At 35.4% G+C, this 26,202-nt stretch carries 30 protein-coding genes; 20 read left to right on the forward strand and 10 right to left on the reverse strand.

Annotation, left to right across the window (positions count from 1 at the left end; genetic code table 11):
- The first annotated feature begins 115 nt into the window (after nt 1–115).
- The 6 genes from C3F34_RS13325 to C3F34_RS13350 all read left to right on the forward strand — a co-directional run bounded on the left by C3F34_RS13325 (nt 116) and on the right by C3F34_RS13350 (nt 4,809).
- Nucleotides 116–496, forward strand: a complete 381-nt coding sequence (locus C3F34_RS13325; protein WP_104441806.1) for a hypothetical protein — start codon at nt 116–118, stop codon at nt 494–496.
- The gene (locus C3F34_RS13330; protein WP_104441807.1) at nt 493–1,077 is read left to right on the forward strand and encodes an N-acetylmuramidase family protein; all 585 of its coding nucleotides are present in this window, start codon (nt 493–495) and stop codon (nt 1,075–1,077) included. The genes C3F34_RS13325 and C3F34_RS13330 overlap by 4 nt, the downstream gene beginning before the upstream one ends.
- Complete coding sequence (locus C3F34_RS13335; protein WP_104441808.1) at nt 1,078–1,476, forward strand: cell envelope integrity protein TolA; 399 nt, start codon at nt 1,078–1,080, stop codon at nt 1,474–1,476.
- Between the two features lie 4 nt (nt 1,477–1,480).
- Nucleotides 1,481–1,606, forward strand: coding sequence for a hypothetical protein (locus C3F34_RS20710; RefSeq protein WP_265735178.1), 126 nt, complete (start codon nt 1,481–1,483; stop codon nt 1,604–1,606).
- Nucleotides 1,607–2,369: 763 nt separating this feature from the next.
- Nucleotides 2,370–3,317, forward strand: a complete 948-nt coding sequence (locus C3F34_RS13345) for a hypothetical protein (protein ID WP_104441810.1) — start codon at nt 2,370–2,372, stop codon at nt 3,315–3,317.
- 416 nt (nt 3,318–3,733) lie between these two features.
- Nucleotides 3,734–4,809, forward strand: a protein-coding gene (locus tag C3F34_RS13350; protein ID WP_104440995.1) for an IS3 family transposase whose coding sequence is annotated in 2 segments (ribosomal slippage) — nt 3,734–3,986 and nt 3,986–4,809 — 1,077 coding nt in all. Because the reading frame shifts where the segments join, the coding sequence is not laid out codon by codon here.
- A gap of 128 nt (nt 4,810–4,937) precedes the next feature.
- Here the strand turns inward: C3F34_RS13350 and C3F34_RS13355 are convergent.
- The 3 genes from C3F34_RS13355 to C3F34_RS13365 form a co-directional block, all read right to left on the reverse strand.
- On the reverse strand, nt 4,938–5,363 hold the full coding sequence (locus C3F34_RS13355) for a hypothetical protein (protein ID WP_104441811.1): 426 nt from the start codon (nt 5,361–5,363) through the stop codon (nt 4,938–4,940).
- Nucleotides 5,364–5,446: 83 nt separating this feature from the next.
- Nucleotides 5,447–5,743: a hypothetical protein gene (locus C3F34_RS13360; protein ID WP_104441812.1), complete on the reverse strand. Its 297-nt coding sequence runs from the start codon at nt 5,741–5,743 to the stop codon at nt 5,447–5,449.
- Between the two features lie 302 nt (nt 5,744–6,045).
- A complete protein-coding gene (locus C3F34_RS13365) occupies nt 6,046–6,465 on the reverse strand; it encodes a hypothetical protein (protein ID WP_228155301.1) in 420 nt (139 codons plus the stop codon).
- Between the two features lie 350 nt (nt 6,466–6,815).
- Between C3F34_RS13365 and C3F34_RS13370 the strand changes: the two genes are divergently transcribed.
- Together C3F34_RS13370 and C3F34_RS13375 are read left to right on the forward strand one after the other, a co-directional pair.
- Complete coding sequence (locus C3F34_RS13370) at nt 6,816–7,097, forward strand: type II toxin-antitoxin system RelE/ParE family toxin (RefSeq protein ID WP_044738568.1); 282 nt, start codon at nt 6,816–6,818, stop codon at nt 7,095–7,097.
- 24 nt (nt 7,098–7,121) lie between these two features.
- Nucleotides 7,122–7,406, forward strand: a complete 285-nt coding sequence (locus C3F34_RS13375; protein WP_104441814.1) for a HigA family addiction module antitoxin — start codon at nt 7,122–7,124, stop codon at nt 7,404–7,406.
- Nucleotides 7,407–7,454: 48 nt separating this feature from the next.
- On the opposite strand, the gene C3F34_RS13380 is transcribed toward C3F34_RS13375, so the two are convergent.
- The 3 genes from C3F34_RS13380 to C3F34_RS13390 form a co-directional block, all read right to left on the reverse strand.
- Nucleotides 7,455–7,940 carry a hypothetical protein gene (locus C3F34_RS13380; protein ID WP_104441815.1) on the reverse strand — a complete coding sequence of 162 codons (486 nt, stop codon included), beginning with the start codon at nt 7,938–7,940 and terminating at the stop codon, nt 7,455–7,457.
- Entirely contained in the window at nt 7,909–8,556 is a 648-nt protein-coding gene (locus C3F34_RS13385; protein ID WP_158654360.1) for a hypothetical protein, read from the reverse strand. The genes C3F34_RS13380 and C3F34_RS13385 overlap by 32 nt, the downstream gene beginning before the upstream one ends.
- 140 nt (nt 8,557–8,696) lie before the next feature.
- Nucleotides 8,697–8,903 carry an excalibur calcium-binding domain-containing protein gene (locus C3F34_RS13390; protein ID WP_104441817.1) on the reverse strand — a complete coding sequence of 69 codons (207 nt, stop codon included), beginning with the start codon at nt 8,901–8,903 and terminating at the stop codon, nt 8,697–8,699.
- An 84-nt stretch (nt 8,904–8,987) separates the two neighbouring features.
- Here C3F34_RS13390 and C3F34_RS13395 point away from each other — a divergent pair.
- The 3 genes from C3F34_RS13395 (at nt 8,988) to C3F34_RS13405 (ending at nt 11,302) form a co-directional block, all read left to right on the forward strand.
- Nucleotides 8,988–10,078, forward strand: a protein-coding gene (locus C3F34_RS13395) for an IS4 family transposase (RefSeq protein WP_104442269.1) whose coding sequence is annotated in 2 segments (ribosomal slippage) — nt 8,988–9,528 and nt 9,528–10,078 — 1,092 coding nt in all. Because the reading frame shifts where the segments join, the coding sequence is not laid out codon by codon here.
- A gap of 215 nt (nt 10,079–10,293) precedes the next feature.
- On the forward strand, nt 10,294–10,947 hold the full coding sequence (locus C3F34_RS13400; RefSeq protein WP_104441818.1) for a hypothetical protein: 654 nt from the start codon (nt 10,294–10,296) through the stop codon (nt 10,945–10,947).
- Between the two features lie 97 nt (nt 10,948–11,044).
- Complete coding sequence (locus C3F34_RS13405) at nt 11,045–11,302, forward strand: hypothetical protein (RefSeq protein ID WP_104441819.1); 258 nt, start codon at nt 11,045–11,047, stop codon at nt 11,300–11,302.
- Between the two features lie 77 nt (nt 11,303–11,379).
- On the opposite strand, the gene C3F34_RS13410 is transcribed toward C3F34_RS13405, so the two are convergent.
- Together C3F34_RS13410 and C3F34_RS13415 are read right to left on the reverse strand one after the other, a co-directional pair.
- The gene (locus tag C3F34_RS13410) at nt 11,380–12,150 is read right to left on the reverse strand and encodes a hypothetical protein (protein WP_158654361.1); all 771 of its coding nucleotides are present in this window, start codon (nt 12,148–12,150) and stop codon (nt 11,380–11,382) included.
- Between the two features lie 132 nt (nt 12,151–12,282).
- On the reverse strand, nt 12,283–12,540 hold the full coding sequence (locus tag C3F34_RS13415) for an Arc family DNA-binding protein (protein WP_104441821.1): 258 nt from the start codon (nt 12,538–12,540) through the stop codon (nt 12,283–12,285).
- A 170-nt stretch (nt 12,541–12,710) separates the two neighbouring features.
- Here C3F34_RS13415 and C3F34_RS13420 point away from each other — a divergent pair, with 170 nt between their 5' ends.
- The 6 genes from C3F34_RS13420 (at nt 12,711) to C3F34_RS13445 (ending at nt 19,184) form a co-directional block, all read left to right on the forward strand.
- The gene (locus C3F34_RS13420; protein WP_104441822.1) at nt 12,711–13,508 is read left to right on the forward strand and encodes a Bro-N domain-containing protein; all 798 of its coding nucleotides are present in this window, start codon (nt 12,711–12,713) and stop codon (nt 13,506–13,508) included.
- 142 nt (nt 13,509–13,650) lie between these two features.
- The gene (locus C3F34_RS13425; protein ID WP_104441823.1) at nt 13,651–13,992 is read left to right on the forward strand and encodes a DUF2834 domain-containing protein; all 342 of its coding nucleotides are present in this window, start codon (nt 13,651–13,653) and stop codon (nt 13,990–13,992) included.
- 463 nt (nt 13,993–14,455) lie between these two features.
- Complete coding sequence (locus C3F34_RS13430; RefSeq protein WP_104441824.1) at nt 14,456–15,658, forward strand: tyrosine-type recombinase/integrase; 1,203 nt, start codon at nt 14,456–14,458, stop codon at nt 15,656–15,658.
- Between the two features lie 34 nt (nt 15,659–15,692).
- On the forward strand, nt 15,693–16,619 hold the full coding sequence (locus C3F34_RS13435) for a DUF6387 family protein (RefSeq protein WP_104441825.1): 927 nt from the start codon (nt 15,693–15,695) through the stop codon (nt 16,617–16,619).
- 287 nt (nt 16,620–16,906) lie between these two features.
- The gene (locus tag C3F34_RS20595) at nt 16,907–17,104 is read left to right on the forward strand and encodes a transcriptional regulator (RefSeq protein WP_104441826.1); all 198 of its coding nucleotides are present in this window, start codon (nt 16,907–16,909) and stop codon (nt 17,102–17,104) included.
- A gap of 94 nt (nt 17,105–17,198) precedes the next feature.
- Complete coding sequence (locus C3F34_RS13445; RefSeq protein WP_104441827.1) at nt 17,199–19,184, forward strand: DUF3987 domain-containing protein; 1,986 nt, start codon at nt 17,199–17,201, stop codon at nt 19,182–19,184.
- A gap of 132 nt (nt 19,185–19,316) precedes the next feature.
- Here C3F34_RS13445 and C3F34_RS13450 read toward each other — a convergent pair whose 3' ends face one another.
- Nucleotides 19,317–19,910, reverse strand: a complete 594-nt coding sequence (locus C3F34_RS13450) for a hypothetical protein (protein ID WP_104441828.1) — start codon at nt 19,908–19,910, stop codon at nt 19,317–19,319.
- Nucleotides 19,911–20,418: 508 nt separating this feature from the next.
- Nucleotides 20,419–21,096: a DUF6988 family protein gene (locus C3F34_RS20600; RefSeq protein ID WP_228155302.1), complete on the reverse strand. Its 678-nt coding sequence runs from the start codon at nt 21,094–21,096 to the stop codon at nt 20,419–20,421.
- 294 nt (nt 21,097–21,390) lie between these two features.
- Between C3F34_RS20600 and C3F34_RS13460 the strand changes: the two genes are divergently transcribed.
- The 3 genes from C3F34_RS13460 (at nt 21,391) to C3F34_RS13475 (ending at nt 26,175) form a co-directional block, all read left to right on the forward strand.
- Nucleotides 21,391–23,667, forward strand: coding sequence for a type I restriction-modification system subunit M (locus C3F34_RS13460; RefSeq protein ID WP_104441829.1), 2,277 nt, complete (start codon nt 21,391–21,393; stop codon nt 23,665–23,667).
- Nucleotides 23,667–25,046: a restriction endonuclease subunit S gene (locus C3F34_RS13465; protein WP_104441830.1), complete on the forward strand. Its 1,380-nt coding sequence runs from the start codon at nt 23,667–23,669 to the stop codon at nt 25,044–25,046. Before C3F34_RS13460 ends, C3F34_RS13465 begins: the two co-directional genes overlap by 1 nt.
- A gap of 214 nt (nt 25,047–25,260) precedes the next feature.
- Nucleotides 25,261–26,175 carry an Abi family protein gene (locus C3F34_RS13475; protein ID WP_104441832.1) on the forward strand — a complete coding sequence of 305 codons (915 nt, stop codon included), beginning with the start codon at nt 25,261–25,263 and terminating at the stop codon, nt 26,173–26,175.
- Nucleotides 26,176–26,202 lie beyond the last annotated feature (27 nt).

Consider the following 26,202-nt stretch of genomic DNA (forward strand, 5'->3'; position numbering starts at 1 on the left):
AACCCTGATCTTTAACTAGATCAGGGTTTTTACTGTCAACAGAAATCGATACTTAGAAAGCCCTAACCAATAAAATTTGGTAGGGCTTTTTTATTACCAAAAATAAGGGGGATGTATGGCAGAACCAGTGAGCACAACGGGTGCAACGGTTTTTTTCAAGGTTTATGGGGTGTGGATTGCAGCTGTGTTATGTGCGGCATTAATCGCATTGGTAGTCATGTTGATACGCATGCCGAAAAGTCCACATGAATGGGCGGTCGGTCTGATCTGCACAGTCGTATCAAGTTTTACAGGTGGTTCATTTCTAATTGTCTATTTCGGTTTGCATGCATGGGCTGCCGACATATTTGGAGTTGTTGCACTTGGTGGATTGTTCTTTGCTTGCGGCCTGCCGGGCTGGGCGATTGTTCGATGGACCACAACATTCATTGCACAGCGTGACGGAAAAACAATTATCGAAGTGGTACGTGAACTAAAAGAGGAGTGGAAGAAGTGAGTAAAAAACTAACTACTGAACAAATCAAACAGCAGGCAGCATCTCTAGGAATTGAAGTCGCAGCATTGCGTGCCGTAATTGAAATTGAATGCAAGGGATCTGGTTTTAATGATGATGGCACACCAGTAATTTTGTTTGAACGTCATGTCATGCGACAACGCTTATTGCTTCACAAGAAGAAAGCGATTGCCGATGTAATGGAAGTAAAGCGACCAGACTTATGCAGTAAAACATCAGGTGGCTATGGCTTATATTCTGTGCAACATCAAAAATTAGCTGATGCTGCAAAATTTGATCGCTTCTCTGCACTTGAATCCTGTTCATGGGGTATTGGTCAGGTGATGGGGTATCACTGGTTCAATCTCGAATATCCATCCTTACAGGCATTTATTAATGCCATGTATAAGGACGAAGCCTCACAGCTTGAAGCTATGTGCCGATATATCAAAGTGAACAACTTGATTAGTGCCTTAAAGAACAAGGATTGGAAGGCTTTTGCATCGGGCTATAACGGCAAAAATTATTCTAAAAATAGCTATGACACTAAGCTAGCCAATGCTTACAAGAAGTGGAGTGCATAGATGCCGATTCTCTATCTAATTTTGAATAACAAACGCTGGACCTTGATTGTCATCCTTTTGCTGTTCTCGCTCTGGAAAACTTGGCAGACCAATGACTATGCAGGGGAGATTATGAAAGCCGACCTTGCATGCAAAGCCAAAGTTGAGCAGGAAGTAGCGAAAGCAGTCAAACCATACAAAGAAGCAGAAGAAGCCGCTAAAGATAAAGCACAGAAGGCAAGTGAAGATTATGAACAAACCAAAGAAGCTGAGCGCGTCAAAACAGAAACGATTACACGTACAGTGCAAAAGATCGTGGATCGTCCTATTTATATCAACACTAATTGTTTTGATGACGACGGGGTGTCAGCAGTCAACGCCGCTGGTAATACCAGCAAACCTGAAAACTCCATGCCCTGATCTTTTGACACTGGAATCAGGGCAGGCAAAAGAAGTGCTTCAGGTGATGATTGATGATCGTCGCAAATACATTGATTGTCAGCAACGACATGCAGCAGTGATTTCGATTGTAGAAAAACCATTAAAGTGAGAGCGTGTTTGCAATAACGTAGCGCTCTCAAATCTTCATTGTTACGATTATCAAAATCAGCTATATTGAGATCAGTTATAACCGATTTAGCACCTAAAACTAAGTCGGTTTTTTCATTAAAAACCTGTGGATAACTCGGTGTTTACGCCATTCTTACGCCAAATTAAATTAAGTAATTGTTTTAGTTTGTTTTTCCGCACCTTGACATCGTAGAGGTCTCCAGTTCGAGTCTGGATATGCCTACCAAATATAGCTGTTAATTCAGCAACTTAAAGCCCACTTCAAAAGTGGGCTTTTTGTTTTCGGGGAACTTTCGGGGTATTTTCGGGGAATGAAATATTTTCCTACTGTTAATAACTCGCCCATTTAAATTTAAAAACGATGACTAACGGTAGCTAAGTAAATAGCTACTTGGACATCTCTTCTTATTTCATCTGGACATTTTTTTCTTTTTTAGGGTTAAATGAGACTACACAAAGCCGTGGAACATTGTTTAATAAGCAATCATGGAACATGATAAACTATTCAAAAATACCAATACATTTGAATTGGGATTTATCAAACCAATTAACACACTGAATTATATGAAATAGAAAATGAATTGCATTTAACGCGCATTATGTTAATTTTAGAAAAATTTTAAAATCATAATTAAAAATCTATGAATAAATCATTAACTAAAAATATACATTACGGCCATCTCATAGAAGATGAGGAAAAAATGAGTCCAAGAAAGTTGCATTGTGATAAACAAGGATAATAGATGAAATTAGCACATAAAATTATGCTTGGCGGAATGTCGATATTACTGATTTATTTGTTGTTCAAACTAATTGTTTGGCAATATGAGGCATACAATGAAAGACGAGGTTTCTGTACCGCAGAAGGAAAATATCTGACAGAAGAAGAAAAATTACAAAATCTAAAAGTAGATCTAATTGTCGCTCTTTTAGAAGATTGGAGTAAAAATTATGACGATAATTGGGATGCCAATTTATATATTTCTAAATATGATTTAAATGATGAAGAAAAAATCATAGAGTTGATGGCAAAATCAGATATAAACAAATCATTAGAAGAAAATTTCGGATTTATTGCTATTGGGTCAATGCCAGAATATTTTGCTCGGGATCAATTAATACATTGTAGGTTTGGTAAGGGGAATTGTGGAAAAAGTCTATATAATTTTGATAGAACAATAATGCATAGCCTTTTCAATGAAGATAATAAAATTGATATTACATATTTAAAAAATTTACCTAAAGATTATTCGTTTGTGACAGATTGGGGAAGGGGCTCTACTAATCTTCAAATTTACCCCCTATCAAGCGTTCAAAAAATAGAAAATAAACTTTATAAATTAAGATCTTATGATATATATAAGTTTTGTTGTGACCGCGATTTTATTGATAAACTTATTAAGTACAATAATGTCCCAATTTCTAGAAAAAACAGAGACAAGACAGAAAATGAGGGTGCTTATAATCAAGAAGAGCTAGACTTACGCTTAGACCAAGTAGATGGTGAAATAATAGATGATTTTTATATTTTAGACTTATATAAAGATAGAAATCTAGCTTTAGATCACCCTAACCAAGTACAAAAATTTGGATTATTCTGGAGTGCAGGAGCACTAAGAAAACCAGCATATGCTAATAAATATAGAAAAATATTCGTCACTGCATGTGGCATGATTGCTGAAACTGAATAAAGTTAAATATTAGATTCTAAGACGAAAGACAACAGCGATTAATTTAGATAAGAAATGAGATAGGATAAGATAGCGTCTTGTTTCCAGATCGACCAAAGTCAAAGTTACACAATGAACTAACTAAACCAGTCAAGATTTTATGCATTATCTTTAAGTAGGTAATTTTTTATAATAAAAAATTATACTTTCTGCCATTTAACATAAGGCGATTATACAAATTTTTAAATTGGGTTAAATCTACCAAAGCTGATGATCCATGAAATGAAAGCATCAGCTTATTGGTATGACTAACGGTAGCTAATCCGCTCTGGTTTTGGCGCTTCATGACCTTCTAAATAGTGATCCGGTAATCCCCCCTAAAAATAATAGGACTTAAAAGTAGAATTTTCTCTTAAGATACAAGCAGGAGATTCTGCATGAAAACATCTAAATTTACTGACAGCCAGATCATGTCCATCTTGAAGCAAGCGGAGTCTGGCACACCTGTTGCGGCCCTTTGTCGTGAACATGGTATGAGTAATGCAACCTTCTATAAATGGCGTGCTAAATATGGCGGCATGGATACATCTTTGATGGCACGGCTGAAAGAGTTGGAAACAGAAAATACCAGACTGAAAAAAATGTATGCTGAAGAGCGATTAAAAGCAGAAATTATTCAGGAAGCGATGTCAAAAAAGTGGTAAAGCCATCTTGTCGACGTCAGATGGCTCAACAGGCAGTGGCCCAACATGCTGTTAGTATCCGTTTAGCTTGCACTGCATTTGGCATAAGTGAAACCTGCTACCGTTATCAGGCTAGACTCAGTGATGACAATGTGCTCATTGCAGAACGGCTCATTGAACTCACTGAGGAAAATACCGATTGGGGCTTTGGTCTATGCTTCTCGTATTTACGGCATGTTGAGAGTCACTGCTGGAATCACAAGCGGGTTTATCGCATTTACTGTGAGTTGGCACTGAATCTGCGTATTAAACCGAGAAGAAGACTAAAACGACATGTGCCTGAACCACTGAAAGAGCCAATACGTGCAAATCAGGTTTGGTCACTGGATTTTATGCATGATCAACTTTCCGATGGTCGCAAGTTTCGATTATTGAATGTGATTGATGATTACCGCCGCGAAGGCCTAGCCATTGAAGCAGGGTTCTCATTGCCCACAATTAGGGTCATTCGTACGTTGAATCAATTGCTGGAGTGGAGAGAAAAACCGTTAGTGATCCGATGTGATAATGGCCCCGAGTTTATCAGTCACGAATTTGTGCGCTGGGCTACTGAGCACGGTATTCGTATTGAATATATTCAACCGGGTAAGCCACAGCAGAATGCGTATATTGAACGATATAATCGGACTATACGTTATAGTTGGCTGAGCAAGCATTTGTTTGATACGTTAGAAGAAGTTCAGGATTACGCAACTGATTGGCTGTGGCATTACAATCATGAAAGACCACACCAAGCTAACAAAGGAAGGCCACCTCTAATGGCTGCTTAACCTCTACTTTTAACTTCGGTTATTTATGGGAGGATTACCTAACGACTGTAAGGCGAAACACAGTGCTATTGCGGATGCCCTCAATTGAGGGCAGTTCGAATAATCGCCATCAGGTTGAATTGATATTCTTAATGGGGGCTAAATTTATAGCCAAAATGATTGAGGCATACCTTAACGCCATTAAGAGAATAGTCCATACATCCCTGATGAATACACTTACTTTCTGAAAAGCCCTCATGAGCTAAAACAACCAAGAACTGTTTAATACTGTTTATTTGATTTTGGTTTAGTGTTTTCTTTATATCTAGAAGTTTTATTCCAAAAATAGGACTTGTTGGCGTTTCTGGATAACATTCAAAATACCACGGTTGCTGACATTCAGCACAAACATAATAAAACTCACCATAATCAAATTCTGGTTGTGCTTCCTCACATGGAGTATCTTCAACTATGTAACGAGGAAACCTATCTTTTATATTGTAGTTATGGCTAAAAATATCTGAAAAATTAGTCGGACATACAAAAAAATTACCTACAGATTGGCATTCACACATGATTTTTGTTCTTTAAATGGGGTTTAACCAACATAATACGTATATTGCCCATTATGTTAAAGGAGCCTATACATCACTCATAATTATGTACTAGGTATTTCCAAAAAATTCTTACGTATCTTTGTAGCCAGATGTCTAACCTTCTGAGAATACTTATTTTTATCCTTAATTAGATTATCAATCCAATATAAAACATCACTATCAAGATATTCAGGTTTTTTCTGAAGCCAGTTTAAAGCTAATTCAGGCCAATAGTTTGATACGCTTTCAGAAAGCGCATAAATGATTACTTTCCTCATATCTTTCAAGGAGTATGTATATTTTTCTAGACTATTTTCATCCATTTCCAAGAGCAACAACCCATCTCTTACATCATTCATATCTACATAACTCGAATATCTTGATTGGCCTAAAAATAAAGGATTAATAAATTACATTAGTATTGACTCTTAAACTTCTCTAAAATCAACATAATACACCTTCTGCAAAATTCTAAAACTTTTACACTAAGCATCAATATCTTATATGAATCCATAATGGGTTCAGCGCACTATCATGGCTTCTTTATGATCATTTGCATATGTTCATATCGCCGTAGGTGTGTAGTGGGTTAATGAAAAAGCCCTCGAAATGATGCCAGTTTCGAATAAGCTCCATTAGGTTAAATAACTGGTTTCACAAATTAAAGATTTGGAAATCGAACCTTTGTTTCAGCTTTTCTAATTTCATTACTAGTAAAAGAAATAGTTGTTCCTAATGAATAAGCATGGATTCCTTGGATAGAATCATTAGATGATTCATATGAAATATAAAACCCATTATCAACCCGCTCTACCCATTCAAAATTATTTTTATATTTTTCAAATAGATAGTTGATTAATTTCTTTTTTGTTTCTACATCATCTATATCAATTTCATAAGCAATAGAATGAAGTTTACCTTTCCACTCTTGAAGGGAAATAAATCCTACTGGTGTTTTTAATCTGTACCAGTTTGATTCTTGAATGAAATTTACTCCTGAAGTCTTTGCTTCTAAGCTGAATTTAGTTTGAATATCTGAAAAATTAGAACCAATTTCAAATATAAATGGTTCTAATATCATATTTTCCTTCAATGTATTGGTCTCTGCATGCGATAGATTATTGATAGAAGTTGAAATTAACACGACAACTAGCATAAAAGCTTTGAGCATAAGTAATTTTTAAAATTAATAATTCATAAAATCAACATAATACACCATTTGCAAAATTCTTGAAATTTTACATTGAGCATCAATATCTTATTTGAAACCATCATGGATTGGGTTCGACCAATCATTAAGAAGTTGGTTCAGAATTTTGCATAAATAAAGCGCCGTGGGGCACTTTATCTTTATATGAGGGTTATCGGCTATACATATTTTTTAAGGTAGTGTATATTGTATATATACGCTATACGAATGGATGCTAAAGCTTGATTAAGAGTTTTAAACATAAAGGTCTTCAGGCTTTTTTCCAAACTGGTACAACAGCAGGTATTCAAGCAGCGCATTCTGCCAAATTACGTTTAATCCTTGCAGCATTACATGCTGCTTCCACAGTGAATGATTTAAGAACTCCACCAAATTGGCGTTTGCACAAGTTAAGTGGAAATCTACAAGATCAATGGTCACTAACTGTAAACGGTAATTGGCGGGTAATTTTTAAATTTGAAGATGGTGATGTCTACATTGTGGATTATCTGGACTATCACTAAGCCTTTCAGCGCAGGAGTACTAAAATGAATATGATGTTCAATGCACCACATCCTGGTGAAATGTTACGGGAATACATTGGTGAAACTCCTGTGACGGAGGCTGCTCAAGCACTAGGGGTTACTCGTGCAAATCTATCTCGTATTTTGAATGGTCATACTGGTATTTCAGCAGATATGGCAATTCGTTTAAGCGAGGCTTTGGAAACATCACCAGAGTTTTGGTTAAATTTGCAGATGCAGCATGACTTATGGAATGCCAGTCAACGTCAGAGACCAGTCATAAAGAAATTGGTTCAGAATTTTACATAAGAAGAGCGCCGTGAGGCGCTCTACTTGCTTAGTTTCAGATTAAAATTACTAGTCTTTATTGCATTTAGCATCTTGACCTAGAGCACGGATTTTATCTTGCTCTAAACGTTTATTTAATACATTTTGATTTGCATTGTCCGTTAATAGACTGCCTCGAATTGTATAGAGGGTAAGCTTCGATGTATTTGAATCAATAGGCGTAATGGTTGTCTTAAAGATATAAGTTCCATACGGTGGTCTGCCGTAAAAGGTCCCGATGCTGTTTTCACGATCCAAATTAGCATCAATTTTTAAGGAATCATTTAAAGTTCGGTATTCCATACACTTGACGTATGCTTGCTTTAAATTTGCATACGATTGTACATAATCCAAAGGAACTTCTACTGAACCACCACCATTAATTGATTTCGTTACTAATTCAGCGTCTGAAGTGGGTAGCATCATACGGACGCAACCTTGTAATGCTAAAACAGAAACCAACAGCCCCAAAGTGCTTCCAAACTTAATAAACTGATACACGTTTGAAATTCCCATGCTCAATACCTTGAATGATTCGTTTTTTCACTATAATTGATTCAGGTTCATTAGGCTTGAATTTTGAATCGATTTCATATTCAGCAATGAAAACCTGTGCTTTGCCATTAGGGATTCTGTCTACCCCAATTACATAGTCTTTATTTGCTTCTAAAGTTACATTCTTAATCTCTGTGAAATAGCTGTGACTTCCAACACCACTCACAAAAACAAGGTCATGTTGTCCGACCGGTAATTTTAACTTTGATTGAGAATAATCAAATCTTGTCATGGTCGTTGAAGGGCTGAGCATAGAGTTTTCAATAAACTTTACACGTTTTTGATCAAAGTTGTAGAGGGTATAAGGGTATGCACTTAGTGAACCAGATCCTTGAAAAAATTCGTATGGAATGGTTTTTATAGTTGCATATTGTTCAGCAGAGCTGACAAGTTGATTGGTATATGCTTCTCGCTTTTCTTCAATTGATGCTTTTGGTGATACGTTTAAATAACGTACTTCATCAGGTATGTGTAATGGCAACATAGATACAGATTTCTTATTATCTGCATTTGTAACAACCTGGCATCCAGAAAGGATGCCAAAAAGTCCTATAAGTAAAAGTGGTTTTATTTGCATTATCATGAATCCAAAATTAGTCATATTTTTTGGTGTGAATAATTTACTTAAAATATATGACCACTTAAATACATTAGATTACATTTAAATCTAATAGGTTGAATTGCGAGCGATATAAGCGGTTGTATTTTTACAACCATCTATTTTTTCTTCTTCGGACACTTCTTCCCATTTCCACCCGGCAAGCAATCACATGCTTGACCATCGCCGTCGCGGTCTAAACTTTTCCAGCCAGTTTGTTCTGACTTTTTACGTTGTTCATACCATTTCTGTGCTTGCTGCTGAGTAGAAAAGTCAGCGCATTTTTTTGCATAAACTTGGATGGAAGTGAACCCCAAAACTAAAATTAGTAAAAATTTCCTTTGTACACGACAAAAAAAGACAACTCATTGAAATAATGGCATAATACTTGTTTTCTGACGACGAATATGATGACACATTTCAATGAGTTACATCTCATCTTAAACAAATATCTAAAGTGGAACAAGTCACGTGTAAAATGTTTTACACTGATTATGCTGGCATTAATTGTAAAACAGACATGTAATCTTTCTTCTGCATCTAAAGCCTTACCCATCACGTGCTTACCACAATCATTTTATCGACGTATACAACGCTTCTTTGCAGATCAGTATTTCGATTATCGTCAAATTTCTCAGTTAATTTTCAATATATTTTCATTCGATAAAGTCCAATTAACTTTGGATAGAACCAACTGGAAATGGGGAAAACGAGATATCAATATCTTGATGTTAGCCATCGTCTATCGTGGAATAGCGATACCTATTGTTTGGACATTGCTCAATAAACGTGGAAATTCAGATACAAAAGAGCGTATTGCTTTGATTCAACGCTTTATCTCCATTTTTGGTAAAGATCGTATTGTGAATGTGTTCGCAGACAGAGAATTTATCGGTGAGAAATGGTTTACATGGTTAATTGAAAATGACATTAACTTCTGTATACGTGTTAAAAAAACTTTATTGTGACCAATCACTTAGCCAAGAATCATAAAATTAGTGATTTATTTCGTCATCTTCAAGTTGGTCAAACAGAATGTCGTAAACGACGTATTTGGGTTGGTCGAGTGAAACTGTATATTAGTGCGCTACGATTAGAAGATGGAGAACTTTTACTTGTTGTTTCTCCTATGTTTAATGCTTCTGCTATTGGTGATTATGCATTACGCTGGGAAATCGAAACCTTATTTAGTTGTCTCAAAGGACGTGGATTCAATCTTGAAAATACTCGTTTAACAGACCCTAGACGAGTCAAGAAATTGATAGCAGTGCTAGCGATCGGTTTCTGTTGGTGCTATTTAACAGGTGAATGGCAACATGATCGAAAAAAAGCGATAAAACTAAAGAAGCATGGACGACTTTCAGTAAGTTTATTTCGCTACGGTTTGGACTATGTTCAGATGGCTATTCTACGTTTGATTGGTTTTGGAAAAAAAGAAGAATTTAAGAAAGTGCTAGCAATTTTAAGAAAGAAAAAGCCTGATAGGACAAGGGCCCTATGAAATTTGTCGTGTACAGAGAAAAATTTCATAAATTATTTTAAAGTCAAAACATTAACTGAAGTCTAGCAACTCTCTACTTGTCTGCTCAATGAATCTAGTTAGAAAGTCTTATGAATAAGGACTTAGTTGACAAATCCTAGTTTGAGTCCTAAAAGTTGGTTGACAAAATTTAAAAATAGTCCTAAATCAAACCTTTACTTTATAAGAACGTGATAATGGAAACTTTATTAAAAATTGGTGGGGTGTTGGCTGTTCTCGTTGTACCAATAGTACTGGCATTCTTAAATAATAGATTAGCCCATTTAAAACACACTCAAGAAAGCAAAGCAGAAGCCTTGAAACAGGCAGAGCAGTTTGAAACAAAGGGTTTAGATAAGAGATCTACCCTCTACAAGGATAGGTTAGCTAAATCAGCTTTTAATGATGATGCAATAACTTATAGTGAAGTTAAGTTCTTTCTGAACTATGAAAATGCGGATTTATGGATAAGTGAATACGTAAAGATTAGAGGAATGTTGACGCGAAAAAGAGATGATACTGGGGAAGTGACTGGGTTTAAGCCTAAGTATAATTGGATTAAAGGGTTATCAGCTTTTGCTGGATACGGTGTCTTCGCGTTTGTTGGATTAATTCCATTTGTAATCATGAACAAATACATAGCTATTATGGTGAGTTCCTATGAAAAAGGCATACCTTTATGGATTGCTTTGATGGTTGCGATTCCTATTATGGCTTTGGCAATTGCGTACTTATGTCTGAAGTACGTAGAAAGATGTGCTGATTGCGGAAATTTTCTAAGTAATTTTAAAAAGTATGCATACGAAGTGCCTGTAGAAAAGAAAGTAAGTGAAGAAAATATAGCTGCTTAGATTCTTTAGTTTTAGTCTCATTGTAAGTTTCTAATAAAATTATAAAATATTGTCTTTAAAAATATTTTGTACTTTATAAATTTTTTAGTGGGTAGTCATGAGAATCATTTTTGTAGCCGTTCTTATTTTATTACAGACAGTTTTTCTATCCCAAGCTGAAGCACGTGGTGGTAAATCTTCAGGTGGGCACAGTTATTCTTCCAAGAGTAAATCTTCAAAATCATACGGTAGTGGTTATGGTGGTTCATCTAGTAGTAATTCATCAGAATGCCCTTGTAGCGGGTCGAATGATTGCGTAGGCCCAAGAGGTGGGACCTACTGTATTACATCTGGTGGGAATAAGCGCTACCGTTAAGATAAAATATCGAGAATTTGTATTGAGTAAAAAAGCACTCCAAGGTGCTTTTTATTGCAAGTATCTGAATTAAAAAATTAATTCATCATGGTTTTTATTTCATCACGTATAATTATTCTAATTCTCTGTATTACTTCTAATATTTCTTTTTGTTTGTTGTAGTTATTCTGTTCATTAAATATTGCTTGATTTAAAACCTGACTTTGAAAGATTTCAAAAGTAATTATCTTATTGTTAAACGTATTGAAGAAGGAAATAAATTCAACATATTCATTTCCTTTTGAATTTATTAATGACATTATCGTTCCAATTTCACGGGATAACTTTTCATTATATTTAATGGATTGTAGTATTGTTATTTTGTTAAGAAGGTCTCGATATATTTCTAATATAAATATTGAATTATCATGGTCTATAAATGAGTCATCAAAATATGAGATAATATTTGTAAGAGAGCTAGGTTCAAAATAATTGTTTTTTATTAAATTGTTACTTGAGAAGCTAGATAAATGTTTATTTACAACAGCTTTTAGTAACTCTGCATTAAAATACCTTTTTAGTACATATATAGAGTTTAATTTTTCACAATTATTTAATATTTGTTCAAAAATTTCCATTTCTTTATCAAAACGTCTTTCATTTTTCCAATCACTTAATGTAAATAAAATTACTAAAGGTGCTAAAAAAGTTGAGACACCAGAAAAAATATATATTAAATCAGTTGCTTGACTTTGCTTAAGGGTATCCTCATCAAGAGGGTTAAATGTTAGATAAACTATACATACTGTGGAAAATAGTATTAAAAATGCTAATATGAAGTACAAGGTATACCAGTATTTACCTTTCATTTTACACCTGAATAAATATAAAATTAATAATGAGAGAGATTCTGCTATCATTATGCTAAGAAATATAGATAAGTCTTTAATCATTTTGATATATTTAAAAAAAGATAAAAGTTTATATAACTCAAATTTAAGTTATTTCTGAATACTTTTACTTAAAAGCTCTTCAATCATTTGGAAGTACTTTTTATTATTCTCAATACTTTGTTTCAGCAATTCTCGCAGATCATTTACTTCATGTTCACTGGTAATTGGCTTTTCAAAACTTTGCTCCAAACGCGCAACAATATCCGCATTCATAGAGCGATTCAGCTCCTTAGCCGACTCTGCAATTTTATCTTTTAGTTCTTGGGACATACGCATTTTGTATTCCACACCAAGATTTCTTCCCATTTTACAAACTCTAGAGTTAAGCGATTTTTAAAATAATAGTATCCCCAGCAGGGATTGACAAGAGTATGTTATGAGAATAAATTAATTATATCCCCAGCAGGGGTGTAAAAACGCCCCGAACAATCTTGGCGGAAAGCGGGGCGAGTTACCAATCTTTTGAGAAAATTGATATGAATAGTTTAACATTTAATGCAATACAATTTCATCCCGTACCGCAAAACGACAATCAAATTTGGATAACTTCATCTGAATTAGCTTTTGCATTAGGTTATAAACATGCGGACTCTGTCACACGAATTTATAATCGTAAGTCGGATGAATTTACTTCCGATATGACAAAGGTTATTGATAATCCCCAGACGGTCAATTTGACCGTACGGGTTTTTTCACTTCGCGGTTGCCATCTCATTACATTCTTTGCCCGCACACCCGTCGCCAAAGAATTCCGTAAATGGGTACTCGACGTACTTGAAAAAGAAGTCCTGCAACAGCAAATCGACACTCGAGTAAAAATCAACTCAGAGCAACAAGCCATCCTCAAAGAAATTGTCGACCGACGCTCCGAGGGCAGTACAAAGAAACGCGCCGAACTATGGGCCAGACATAACAAGCACTTTCGCATTCCACGTTATAGCGAACTCCTAGCTATCCACTTTCAAGATGCTGTGGACTACCTAGAAACCATGCAGATCAAAGCAAAAGGGGATATTCATATAGATGAAAACCAAACTATAGAAATGCTCTGTGGTCATGCTCGACTATTCCAAGCATGGTGGAATACCCATAGCCCAGCATTGGCCAAACTGAATCCGCAACTGGTGTATATGCTGCATGACAACATGTTCTATATGACCTATGCCATTTCGGATCTATGCAAGAAGTACGGTGTAGAATTACCAAATTATGACTATAAACACATGTTCGAATTGGCGACTTCACCGCACCAAAGGTACAGCCTACTTAAATAAAAATGACCGCCTGAAAGGGCGGTTTTTTATATGTTGAGAAAATAGAAATGTGATCTCAGAAATCTTTAGTAGAAGGGATATTTTATAAAATTTCTATTATGTTAATTTGAATATGACTAACTAATTCAAACGGATATAAGATATGAGAAAAATATATGCTCTACTTACTTTAGTCGGGGTAATACTGCCGTTTTCACAATTCATACTTTGGTTAGCTGAATATGGATTTAATTTTTCTTTATTCATCCGTCAAATTATTGAAAACCCATTAGCAGCTTTTGCATGGCTAGATGTCATTGTAACGGTAGTAGTCATTGTCGTTATGGTGATGAATGAAGGTAAAAGCCATAAAATTAAAAGATTATGGATTCCTATAATTGCATCATTTTTGGGAGGTGCCTCTGTCGGGCTTCCACTGTTTTTATACATGAAACAATGTCATTTAGAACAAATTGATTCGGCAAGAAATCGACTCGAAATTTGATTACAACAAGAGTGAATATGACTGTTTATTTGCATGTTGAGTTTAAATGCTTTTAAGACAAAATTGCTATGAGCAATTTGAAGTAAAAGCCCAAAAAAGCTGTAGAGAAATGATGCTCTAAATTATTGATTTTATTGGGTCTAGTTGGGTAGAAATTTGACCAAAAAAAGCTCAAAAATAACCTGTGAAATTGTTATATTCCAATGGCTTATATTAGGTCATAGCTTGATATTGACATCGTAGAGGTCTCCAGTTCGAGTCTGGATATGCCTACCAAATACATAAAACAATATAAACTTATTTAACTTTATATTGTTAAAAAACCCTTGAATCTTAACGATTTAAGGGTTTTTTATTGCCTGAAATAAACTCATATAAACTTACTTACCTGAACTCTTCTTGTATCACTTTATGTATCATGGTCTAATATGTGAACTCGTGATACAAGCCTTGATGTAACTTTATGAAAAGAACAGAAATAAAGAAATTTCCTATGTCTGATACCACTTTGGCAAATTTAGAGCCTGAGGGGAGAGATTATCGTGTAAAAGATTCAGATAGCGGATTATATTTTGTTGTAAAAAAAAGTGGTACTAAATCTTGGCAGTTGAGATATAAAAAAGCTGATGGCGTGTGGTCTTGGTATGGTCTAGGTGCATATCCTTCTATTAGTGGTCATCGTGCCAGAAAACTGGTAGGGGACATAAAGTCAAAGTTAGAAAATGGAGAAGAGCTAGTAACCAAGAAATCGATTAAGCAAAAAGCCGAAGAAGCAGAGAACATGAAGTTTAAAGTTTTAATGTCTGAATGGCTTGATACAAAAAAATTCCATTGGGACGATGTTACATTTGATAAAGCTGTGAAATCGATTGAACGACATATTATTCCTGTTTTTGGGCAGCGTAATTTCACAAGTATATCCCCTAAAGAGTGGTTTGATTTTTTTCAAGGTTTACAAAGAGAGCTTGGAATTTATAAACAAGTAGAAAAATTGACTTCTTATGCTCGGAATGCGTATGACTGGGCAAAGTTTCAGGAGAAAATTGTATTTAATCCACTAGAAGGTATTACGAAGCATTTGGATAAAAATAATGGCGGAAACATGAAGTTCGTTGAAATTAATGAGCTCCCTGCCCTAATACATGCAATCAGAGGTTATCCAAAGCGTGATATGGCAATTGGCTTGGAGTTGCTAATTCGCTTATTCCCTCGTCCAGTTGAGCTTCGTTTCGCAACATGGGATCAATTTGATTTGGAAAAAGCAGTATGGATTAAGCCAGCTGAAATAATGAAAAAAGGTATAGCTCATGCAGTACCGCTTTCAAAACAAGCTGTTCAATTAATTAAAGAATTGGAAACATATAGGACAGAGTCAAATCTACTCTTTCCTAGTAGAGAAAGTTTGATCAAGCCGATTTCTGATAACACATTTAATCAAGCATTAAACCGCTTAGGGTATAAAGGTCGACAAAATCCACATGGTTTTAGACATATAGCAAGTACAGAGTTGAATAATAAATATAGTGATAAGGAGCAGGTTGTAGAGGCTACCTTGGCGCATTTAAAAACAGGTGTAAAGGGGGTATACGATAAGGGGGCGCATTTTGAAGAGCGTATAGGTATGATGCAGTGGTGGTCAGATTATGTTGATGAGATAGTTGGTTAAAATATAATAAAAAAGTAATGTTATAGGATTTGTAATGGCAAAGTTTTATAAAGAAATACCAAAACTCTTTCAATTAGAGAAATACCAAGGCTTAGATAAATTCAATGCATGCGAATGGTTCTATGCTCTAAGCGGTAGGCAGATGATTTTTAATTATATTCAAGATCCAATGTTAATTGATACGATAGGTGAACTGTCTGATGGAGATAGAACAAAAGTATTAAAACAAGCTATTGAAAAAGTATTAAAAGATCCATTGGCTCTTAATTTTGATTTTAATTATATTAGAAAAAATCCTCAAAATGATGAATCAGTAAGAGTCTTTGTATTTGGAGATGATGAAGGTTCAGAGGAGTTTATGTGGGTTGATAAGTATCATTATCCACCAGCTAAAAAAATGAAAAATGTAGATTTAAAATATCTTAAGGCTGCTACTGATTTAAATAAACATTATGATGGTATGGATGTTGTAGATTCTCTTTTCAAAAATAATGGTATTATCAATCAGTATGCGGAAGTTCCAATTGTAATTAATCCATTTTTTTCTGATGAAATTATTATTGATAAAATTAGGGAATTATTAATTAAAATTAGACAAGAGAATAGTATTAGCTATTCAAAAGTAGTTAGTAATAAAATGTTGAAAGCTTGGGCACGATATAGAATTTTGGCTTATATGGATCTCTGGCTTTGGTCGAGAATATTTCTTGAACAAAATGAAAAGTTTTCTTTTGCTACCTATCATAAAGCAATATTTCCAGATAATGCTAGAAATCAGTCTACAATTGAGAAAGAAGTGAAACCGCTTACAGATGAAATATTTTCCTATACCTCATCGGATACGTTTCATTATGAAGAACAAGAAAAACCCAAGTCGATAAGTATTATGGATCATTTACAAATTTTTGCTGCTGTGGAAAAAGCAGGATCTGAATCACGTGAAAGATCATATTATAAATAATCATAACGAATCTTAAACATGACTTAATAGGAGTATAGTCATATATGTTTATACTCATTTAAAAATATTCTAACTTATACAAAGGCTTAAACAGTAGTCTGTAAATTGCTATGTACTCAAAATTGGATAGTAGTTAAAGACTGATTTCCAGTTTGATAAATATTTACTTTCATTGGATTCAGCTGCAATTAAAAAAATGCGGGGAAAAAATGGGTGTGAATTCGCCGTATTTTTTTGTTTAATTTATTTCAAAATAAGTTCATAGCAAGTTCTATGGAGTTATATCAATGCTACCTATTCGAGTCACTTACAATCAGACATGTGAACTTTTAAGTATCACACGCAATACCTTACGTGATCTTAGACTGAATGATCCTACCTTTCCAAAGGGATATAAAGCTGGATCAACGAGACAGGCGCCAGTTTATTTTGATTACAAATCATTAGTCGAATGGCATAAAAAAAATGAAGCTAAAAGCGAATAATTTTTAATTTTATTTAAAAAATTAACTATCAGCTACTTATTCGGTTTTGAGTGGCTGAGAGTGTTTTATTATCTATATTGACTTGGTTATTTTAATGTTACAAAAAATTGAAAATCAGGATTTAAGCTGTAACTTAAACCCTGATTACACTGAAATCTTAAATCAACATTGTTTTAATCTATCTGAAAATGATTCAGATAGAAAATCTAATTCTACAATATTTCGTTTTGGTAATCCTAGAGGTGGATTGTTTTTTTCAAAAGAAATTTGTATGAATAATATTGACTTATCTGGCCGTGTTGTATTTCCTCTAAAGAGAAAAGGGGAAATCACAGGGTTAAACTTTCTGTCTGATAGTGCAGATAAGAAAGATTATATAGTTGGAAAAGGTAATCTAATAGTAAATTCTGATTTTGATAATTCAATTGTTTTAGTTTGTGTGGATAAATACTCATTATTCAAGCTTTCTCATGCAAAGTATCCGATTATTTATGTATCAGATAAAAATGTTGATAAGTTAAATAAAGCTGATTATCAGAATTCTCAGTATTATTTAATATGTGCTAAACACGAAGAAAATGACTTTAAGCGAAAGTTAAGAAATTCATTTATTAAGGTTTTAGCATTGTCTATGCCAATTTGCGCGGTAGCTTCACCAAGAGAAGTGATTGCTGAGGTAGAAGAGATTTTGGCTATTGAAACTGATCGAAATGCTAAAGAGATATCTTCATTTAGACCAAGTAACATTTATGAAAATCCATATCCTATTAATGATTTTCCTGTATCTCTAAGGAATGCAATTCTTTGTATTCATGAGTATATAAAAGTCCCTATTGGTATTGCAGCAAACTCTGTTTTGTTCGCTGCAACTTATATAGCTCAAAGAAAAGTAGATGCATATGACATCAATGGTGGTGTAATGCCATGTAGTTTGTATTTTCTTACAGAAGGCGAGAGTGGAGATAGAAAAAGTACTGCAGATAAAATGGCGATGAATGCTGTTTTAGCCTTAGAAGATGAAAAAATGTTGGAATATCAAAAGGCGTTGCAAGCATATCGAAATTCATCGCAACAAGTTTCTGAGCCTGTAAGTCCTAAAACATTATTTTCAGATACTACTATTGAACCAATTACATCTGGTTTTATTAACGGAGATTTTAGAAATATTGCTTTGGCATCTGATGATGCAGCGGAGCTTTTAAGTGGACATACTTTTAAATCTGATACTGCTAAGTCGAGTATGGCGTTATTGGCTAAAATGTTTGACAAAGGCACAATTGAGCGGACTCGTTCCAAGGGAAATGTAAATGGTAGCGGTGTTGCATTTGGTTGTCGTATGAGTATCCATTTAATGGGTCAGCCTATTATCATTAAAGAGGTTGTTAGTGATAAAGCTATGTCGGGTATTGGTTTATTACCTCGATTTATCTTCACGGCACCTAAGTCAATAGCAGGTACTAGATTAATTGACCAGAAAGAACTATCGAAAAATATAAAAGAAGATTTGAGAATGCTTACTTACTGGGAACAATGTAAAAAATTACTTCGTGATGATACAGCATCTGATTTAAAGGAAAGTGATACTGAGCGAGGGAGATTAGCAATGACGTCAGAAGCAAAATCATTGTGGATTCGGTTTTATAATAAAATCGAGGTTGAACTTAAGCAACAAGGTAAATATAGCCACATTAAATCTTATGGTAGCCGTGCAGGTGAAATCATGATTCGTTTAGCGACAGTGTTTGCTTTTTTTGAAGAGAGGGTTGTGGTTGAAAAAGCGGATATCTATTCAGCTGCAATGATCATAATGCATTCATTAAATGAGTGGGCTAATTACGATCAAAAGCATGTTGTGCATTCGAAAAGTGACGATATTTTAAACTGGTTGATTCGAGAATATAAGAATGGAGAGGATAAAGTACTTAAATCTACGCTCAATCAATATATTCGCTCTATAAAATCTGCACGAATTAGAGATGAAGCTCTACAACCATTAATTGATACCCATTGTGTGTTTATTGAAAAGTTTGAGAATAAGGAATACGTATTGTTGAATCCTAAATATCATCTAATAGTCTAATTTTACTTTAAGATATTGAATTATATTGATATGTCTTTAGATTATATAATCTAATTTCACCTAAGATGTCTAATTGTATTGTTTAAATTAGACATCTTAGTTTTTTTTAGAAGGTGTAGTTTTTAAAATTAATTAAATATTATCAGTGTGTTGGGGTGGTTTAGTCATTTTAGACTGACCATAAGCTGCGATATTAGCTTCGCCTTTTTCCATGATTTCGCAATAAACATCAGCATATTCTTTAGCTAATCGTTCGTAAGTTTCCCAATGCATTCCAAGTGGCCTTGGTGGAGGGGAACCCCATCTACCTTTACCTTTCAGCTTCTTTTCTAATCGTTCAAGTTTATACATTGGTAGAAAGTATTTTGATCTGTTTTGGCTTGGATATAAAAGTTTATGGCATTTTCTACAAGCGAATAACTCTTCTTTAAGATAGAGTTTATCTACCCGTTTTTTACACCCTTTAATGGGGCAAATAAACCATACTCTCTTGCCTTCATACTGAGTTTTTTGTTCTTGATATCTAATATGATAAGCCCACTTCTCACTTAGTTGATAGCCGACCAGAATCGTGGTTCCTGTAAAGAAAACTTGTACATGGAAGTCCTCACCGTAATGGGAGGGGAATTTAAATGTCAACCCTTGACCTTTGTTAAGACTCAGAATTGGTTTAACGTGTTTCATCATGCTGAGATGGGGATAACGATTGGTAATATTTGAAGACATAGTTTCATAAACTCACAATAGAATTAGGATTCGGGACGTTCAAATGCTGAATTTCCCATTCGATTTAGGTTTATTGTGCGTTCCAAAAAATACTTAAAAGCTTTGATTTTCCTATTTTGATACATTGAAAGTTAAATTTGGTTGTATGGAGGGTTATATTGGCGAAAAGGGGGGAGTACATAATCCAGAGTGTTATGTAATGTGCAGTAAATGCACCTGATAGTAAAAACACGGCGTAGTCTTTTGGCGTTTTAAGCTATTCTTTGTGGTGTCTAGTTGTCACTGTAGTCCTTCATCTATCCTGCAACAAAATATCGTAGTTCACTCAAATACTTTATTACAGTTGCTAACCAGTCTGGAAATGATATTCTTTTGTTCTCTGAACTTGTGAATATATTGTGTATTGTTGATCTATATACAGGGCAATTTCATTATTCGCTTTTTCATATAACCCACTCTGTAGCAGGAACTTTAGGTAATAAAAAAACTCCAGAAGGAGGTTTGGTTTCTATTTCGCAAAGTACTTCTCTACTCGTTCCTTAACTGCTGGATCAACATCTTCATCCAAAAAGAAACAAGGTCGATATTTATTAATCAAATGATGAATAAATTTTTGCTTGTCAGGCACTGTGTGTTTCAACATGATTTGAGAAGAGACAGTGATCAAGTTATTTGACTGGCGCATTAACGTAATCAGCATCTCATCCGTATACCCCATTACATCACGGGTAAAAGACTGCTTGCCAGTATGAACCAAAGAGTTAAGTTGCTTAAGGTGGTATTTTTTAAAAGCGCAGAGGTGATCAATTACTGATTGTGCTGGAAGGTTTGCATTACTCAGCTTTTCAAGCATGTCACTTATCATTGGACAAGTATCACTTTCGAATTGCTCTTCAAATGTATAACTAAAATTTAACTTTGATACTTGGTGATTGCTTGCAATAAACAAAAGCCAATATGCTCTGACTACTGCTTCAAATTGTGATCTAAGTAAAACCATGGCTTGAGTAGGTAGTCCAATGGCTAATAATCCATTTACTCCTATTCCATGTTCAAAAGAGATGTAAATACACTGCTCTACTAACTCTAGTCTTGGACCACAATCAAGAACATCACTCTCTATGATTTCTTGTTTCAGCTCCATGATCATCTGAGTTGATAATTCAAAAAGTTTTTCTCTATTCATGTGTATCTATAATTTTAAAGTTTTAGTGATAATAATCTGTATTAATAAGAAATAAAAACCAAACTTAATATTGGTTGACTAAATATAGTGCCTTGTACTGCTCAATTACCGCAGAAACTAAGAGCAAATAGCATTTTTATTTTTTATTACAGCAGTGATGTTTATGAATACTAAAGTTTTACATACTTAGTATCGTTAGTCTCATCTATAGGTCTGTAAAACCTATTGTAAATCAGGCACAATGACCGCATTTATTTCAATATTGATAGCTGCTTAATAGCCTTGGTTTTTTTAATGACTAACAATAATTTTTCTCAAGTAGCCGCATTCATTTGGTCAGTTGCAGACCTACTCCGTGGTGATTTCAAACAATCTCAATATGGTCGCGTTATTTTACCGTTTACGCTCTTACGCCGTTTAGAGTGTGTCTTGGCACCGACTAAAGCCAATGTGCTCGCGGAATATGAAAAGGTCAAAGCTTTACCTCTACCAGAAGAAGCCAAAGAAAAGTTATTGCTGAAATCGACCCAAGGTTTAGCCTTCTTTAATACTTCTGAACTGGATTTAGTCCGCCTTGGGCAAAAAGACATTCGTTCAAACCTGAATAACTACATCCAAAACTTTTCTAAAGATGCACGTGAAATCTTTGAACACTTCAAATTCGATGAATTTACAGGCTTATTGGATGATGCCAATCTACTTTATAAAGTGGTGCAGAAATTTTCGACCACAGATTTAAGCCCTGAAAATATTTCGAACCATGAAATGGGCTTAGTGTTTGAAGAATTAATTCGTCGTTTCGCTGAAAGCTCAAATGAAACCGCAGGGGAACACTTTACCCCGCGAGATATTGTACGACTCACCACAGGTTTGATTTTTAGCCAAGATGATGATGCCTTAAACAAAGAAGGTGTGATTCGAACCATTTATGACCCAACTGCTGGGACAGGCGGCTTCTTGTCTTCAGGCACGGAATATGTCTATGAGCATAATCCAGAAGCTGTGATGCGTGTGTTTGGTCAGGAACTGAATCCAGAATCCTACGCCATTTGTAAAGCGGATATGTTGATTAAAGGGCAAGATGTCAGCCGTATCAAGTTAGGCAATACATTGTCTAATGACCAGCTTGCCTATGAAAAGTTTGACTATATGCTGTCCAACCCGCCATTTGGTGTGGACTGGAAAAAGATCGAACAAGAGATTAAAGATGAGCATGAACAAAAGGGCTTTAATGGCCGTTTTGGTGCAGGTTTACCCCGTGTCTCTGATGGTTCACTCTTATTCCTGATGCATTTGATTAGCAAGATGCGTGATGTGGATAGCACAGGTCAAGGTAGTCGAATTGGTATTATTCTAAATGGTTCGCCTTTGTTTACAGGCAGTGCGGGCAGTGGTGAAAGTGAAATCCGCCGTTATATTTTAGAAGCGGATTTGCTCGAAGCGATTATCGCTTTACCAACCGATATGTTTTATAACACAGGTATTGCGACCTATGTTTGGGTACTGAGCAATAAGAAATATGCTGAACGTAAAGGCAAAGTGCATTTAATTAATGCGTCGAACCTCAGTTCGAAAATGCGTAAGTCACTTGGCTCGAAGCGTAACTATCTGACTGATGCAGAAATTAAGACCATTACCCAAAACTATGGTGCATTTGAAGCGGTAGATACGCTGACTTTGGATGGTGAAAGTGAACAGCAAAAGCCATTCTCAAGCAAAATTTTTAACAGCTATGAGTTTGGCTACCGTCGTGTCACCATTGAACGTCCTTTACGTTTATCTGCTCAATTGTCTGATGACCGAATTGCGACTTTACGTTTTGCACCAAAGCCGTTTAATACGGTGATGCAGAAAATTTACGATGATTACGGCAATGATTGGACTGAAGCGAGCTATGGTCAGTTGAGTGAAGATGCTCAAGTTGAAATTCGTGCATTGATCAAAGCTGAATTTAGCGAACTCAAAGAAAAAGATATTAAAACCCTACTTGAGCCAAAACTCTGGTTAGAACAAAGGGCCTTAATGCGTAAAGCTAAAGCCTTGCAAGCTAAAATTGGTACGGCGCAGCATGATGACTTTAATGCCTTTGATGAAGTGCTCAAACAAGCCTTAAAAGATACCAGTATTAAACTCGAAGCGAAAGAGAAAAAGCAGTTCCTTGATGCGGTAACTTGGAAGAATGCTGAAGCTGAACCTGTGATTAATAAAGACATTAAAGCAAAAGAAAATCCGCTATATGGTCAGTTTAACTACAAAGGCAAAGTGGTTGAGTTTGTACAGGATGGTGACTTGCGTGATGCGGAAAACATTGCGCTTGACCCAAGCCAAAGCACGACTGATTTAATTGAGTCTTATTTTAAACGTGAGGTACAACCGCATGTGCCTGATGCATGGATCAATGCTGATAAACGTGATGCTCAGGACGCTGAAATTGGCATAGTCGGTTATGAGATTCCGTTTAACCGTCATTTTTATGTGTATCAGCCGCCACGAGATTTAAGAGAGATTGATGCGGATCTGGATGCAGTGAGCCGTGAGATTATGCAGTTGTTGCAAGAGGTGCATTCGTAATGGCGAAGTATCAGATTTATCAAGATAAGGCTGAAACACACAATATTTGGATAAAGTCGATTCCTAGAGAATGGAAAATTGTACCTCTAAAATATATGTGTAGTGGCTTTGTCAAAGATGGCCCTCATGAAACACCTAAGTTTATCGATGAAGGTATTCCTTTTTTATCTGTTGATGGTATCCAAAATAATAAACTAGTATTTGAAGGTTGTAGATATATCTCTATAGAAGATGACGTTAGGTTTAGTCTCAAATGTAAACCTCGGAAAGGTAATATTTTACTTGGGAAAGCCGCGTCAGTAGGTAAGGTTGCTTTCGTAGAGAATGATAATGATTTTAATGTTTGGTCACCGTTAGCAGTTATTAACCCTAAAGATATTAGACTAGGTAGATTTATTTTTTATTGTCTGCAATCGTATGAATTACAATTGCAATGTGATGTGTTTTCCAATTCGAATACCCAAAAGAATTTGGGTATGACAACAATTGATAATTTGTCTTTCCCTTATCCAAGCATTAATGAAGCAGAGAAAATATCAGACTTTCTCGATCAAGAAACTGCAAAAATTGACAGCCTGATTGCTAAACAAGTAAAACTGATCGAACTGCTCAAAGAAAAACGCCAAGCGGTGATTAGTCATGCGGTGACCAAAGGTTTAAATCCAAATGTACCGATGAAAGATTCAGGTGTGGAATGGTTAGGGGAGGTGCCTGAGCATTGGCGTATATGTCGTCTTAAGCATGTTGGATACATTCAATCTGGTATTGCAAAGGGTAAAGACCTCACAGGTAAAACATCAATCTCCGTTCCAATGTTACGTGTAGCTAATGTTCAAGATGGTTATCTTAATTTAGATGAAGTTCATCAGATTGATATCGAACCAGAGCAGTTAGAAAGATATCTTTTGCAAAATGGTGATGTTCTCATGAATGAAGGTGGAGATAATGACAAATTAGGTCGAGGTGCTGTTTGGCGTAATGAGATAAAAAACTGTATTCATCAAAATCATGTTTTTGCTATTCGAACAACAGTAATTGAGCCTGAATGGTTGGATATTTTAACTAGAGCAAGTTACGCAAAATTCCACTTTTTTAGACAATCTAAGCAAAGTACAAACCTAGCTTCCATATCGGCAACTAATATTAAGGAAACACCGATATTAGTGCCACCAAATAATGAGCGTGAGCAAATACTTGGCTATCTAAATAGACAGTTTAACCAGTTTTCAAAACTAGAAAATAGATGTTATCAACAAGTTGAATTATTAAAAGAACGCCGTACAGCTCTTATCTCCGCAGCCGTTACAGGTAAAATCGACGTTCGTCATTGGCAAAATCCAAATAAAAATAAAGAAGCGGATACGGAGTTAAGCGCATGATGCTCTCCACTCATCCTATACAAAACTGGTCGCAAATGCGAACAAAAAGTCATTGCACAAAAACGCACAAAGTTGCACAATACGCTCAACAACACCCGACAAGGCTAGGCAAGCAATTGCATCCTCAAACTGTCGGGTTACTTTTTTCTGCTTTACCAAAATATAATAATGACTCTACATACAGGCAATTACCTCAATGTGCAGGTAATGCTGTATGAAACCATTTAATAAGCTGCCAAAAACATTTTCGGAGCAACTGGAGATTTTAAAATCTCGCGGTATGATCGTTTCCGATGAACAAAAAGCAATTTTTCATTTAGCCCAAGTCAATTACTACCGTTTGGGTGCCTATTGGCTACCCTTTGAACAGACCCATTCACCCCACTGTTTTAAAGAAAACACGCATTTTGAACAGGTGTGGGAAATCTATGTTTTTGACCGTGAACTCAGGCTCTTGGTACTCGATGCAATCGAACGGGTTGAAGTGGCGATTCGAACCCAATTTGCCTATCAGCTTGCACATCGGCATGGTGCACATGCATTTATGCATCCGCAATATTTTAAACCTCTGTTTAGATGGGAAAAATTATTAGAGTCGTTAAAGAGCGAAATAGACCGAGCTGATGAAGTATTTATAGATCATTATAAACGTACCTATGATGATCCAGAGCTACCACCTATTTGGGCAACTTGTGAGGTGATGAGTTTTGGGCAGCTTTCTAAATGGTATCAGTCACTTGCTCCGAAACAAACACGCACAGCAATTTCGAGTCATTTTGATTGCGATGAAAAACAATTTGAAGGTTTATTACAGCATCTCGTGTATTTGCGAAATACCTGTGCACATCACTCACGGCTATGGAATCGTAAATTTACAAAAACCATTGCGAAACCTAGAAATAAACCTTTGGGCTTAGCGCAGCAGTGCAATTTTGATCAAACGAGTTCGGCAGATCGTAAATTGTATAATAGCTTGGTTTTTATACTGTACTTTATGGATAAAATTACTCTGCAACATACATGGCGTCAGCGTTTGATTGATCTTTTGTTGTCGCATAGCAACATATCCAAAGCCTATATGGGCTTTCCTGAAGATTGGCAAAGTTATCCAATCTGGCAGATAAAATAATAGAAAAGATATTTAGAATTTAAAGGG

The sequence above is a fragment of the Acinetobacter sp. ACNIH2 genome, assembly GCF_002934965.1.
Taxonomy (GTDB): Bacteria; Pseudomonadota; Gammaproteobacteria; order Pseudomonadales; family Moraxellaceae; genus Acinetobacter; species Acinetobacter tandoii.

What these genes read in the sequence shown, in the direction of transcription:
- C3F34_RS13430 (WP_104441824.1), top strand. Translation starts at nt 14,456, where the DNA reads ATGAAAAGAACAGAAATAAAGAAATTTCCTATGTCTGATACCACTTTG.
- C3F34_RS13405 (WP_104441819.1), top strand. Translation starts at nt 11,045, where the DNA reads ATGAGAATCATTTTTGTAGCCGTTCTTATTTTATTACAGACAGTTTTT.
- C3F34_RS13325 (WP_104441806.1), top strand. Translation starts at nt 116, where the DNA reads ATGGCAGAACCAGTGAGCACAACGGGTGCAACGGTTTTTTTCAAGGTT.
- C3F34_RS13465 (WP_104441830.1), top strand. Translation starts at nt 23,667, where the DNA reads ATGGCGAAGTATCAGATTTATCAAGATAAGGCTGAAACACACAATATT.
- C3F34_RS13460 (WP_104441829.1), top strand. Translation starts at nt 21,391, where the DNA reads ATGACTAACAATAATTTTTCTCAAGTAGCCGCATTCATTTGGTCAGTT.
- C3F34_RS13335 (WP_104441808.1), top strand. Translation starts at nt 1,078, where the DNA reads ATGCCGATTCTCTATCTAATTTTGAATAACAAACGCTGGACCTTGATT.
- C3F34_RS13400 (WP_104441818.1), top strand. Translation starts at nt 10,294, where the DNA reads ATGGAAACTTTATTAAAAATTGGTGGGGTGTTGGCTGTTCTCGTTGTA.
- C3F34_RS13425 (WP_104441823.1), top strand. Translation starts at nt 13,651, where the DNA reads ATGAGAAAAATATATGCTCTACTTACTTTAGTCGGGGTAATACTGCCG.
- C3F34_RS13420 (WP_104441822.1), top strand. Translation starts at nt 12,711, where the DNA reads ATGAATAGTTTAACATTTAATGCAATACAATTTCATCCCGTACCGCAA.
- C3F34_RS13415 (WP_104441821.1), bottom strand. Translation starts at nt 12,540, where the DNA reads ATGGGAAGAAATCTTGGTGTGGAATACAAAATGCGTATGTCCCAAGAA.
- C3F34_RS13365 (WP_228155301.1), bottom strand. Translation starts at nt 6,465, where the DNA reads ATGATATTAGAACCATTTATATTTGAAATTGGTTCTAATTTTTCAGAT.
- C3F34_RS13410 (WP_158654361.1), bottom strand. Translation starts at nt 12,150, where the DNA reads ATGAAAGGTAAATACTGGTATACCTTGTACTTCATATTAGCATTTTTA.
- C3F34_RS13345 (WP_104441810.1), top strand. Translation starts at nt 2,370, where the DNA reads ATGAAATTAGCACATAAAATTATGCTTGGCGGAATGTCGATATTACTG.
- C3F34_RS13450 (WP_104441828.1), bottom strand. Translation starts at nt 19,910, where the DNA reads ATGTCTTCAAATATTACCAATCGTTATCCCCATCTCAGCATGATGAAA.
- C3F34_RS13475 (WP_104441832.1), top strand. Translation starts at nt 25,261, where the DNA reads ATGAAACCATTTAATAAGCTGCCAAAAACATTTTCGGAGCAACTGGAG.
- C3F34_RS13375 (WP_104441814.1), top strand. Translation starts at nt 7,122, where the DNA reads ATGAATATGATGTTCAATGCACCACATCCTGGTGAAATGTTACGGGAA.
- C3F34_RS13435 (WP_104441825.1), top strand. Translation starts at nt 15,693, where the DNA reads ATGGCAAAGTTTTATAAAGAAATACCAAAACTCTTTCAATTAGAGAAA.
- C3F34_RS13360 (WP_104441812.1), bottom strand. Translation starts at nt 5,743, where the DNA reads ATGAATGATGTAAGAGATGGGTTGTTGCTCTTGGAAATGGATGAAAAT.
- C3F34_RS13355 (WP_104441811.1), bottom strand. Translation starts at nt 5,363, where the DNA reads ATGTGTGAATGCCAATCTGTAGGTAATTTTTTTGTATGTCCGACTAAT.
- C3F34_RS13385 (WP_158654360.1), bottom strand. Translation starts at nt 8,556, where the DNA reads ATGCAAATAAAACCACTTTTACTTATAGGACTTTTTGGCATCCTTTCT.
- C3F34_RS20600 (WP_228155302.1), bottom strand. Translation starts at nt 21,096, where the DNA reads ATGAATAGAGAAAAACTTTTTGAATTATCAACTCAGATGATCATGGAG.
- C3F34_RS13380 (WP_104441815.1), bottom strand. Translation starts at nt 7,940, where the DNA reads ATGGGAATTTCAAACGTGTATCAGTTTATTAAGTTTGGAAGCACTTTG.
- C3F34_RS20595 (WP_104441826.1), top strand. Translation starts at nt 16,907, where the DNA reads ATGCTACCTATTCGAGTCACTTACAATCAGACATGTGAACTTTTAAGT.
- C3F34_RS13445 (WP_104441827.1), top strand. Translation starts at nt 17,199, where the DNA reads ATGTTACAAAAAATTGAAAATCAGGATTTAAGCTGTAACTTAAACCCT.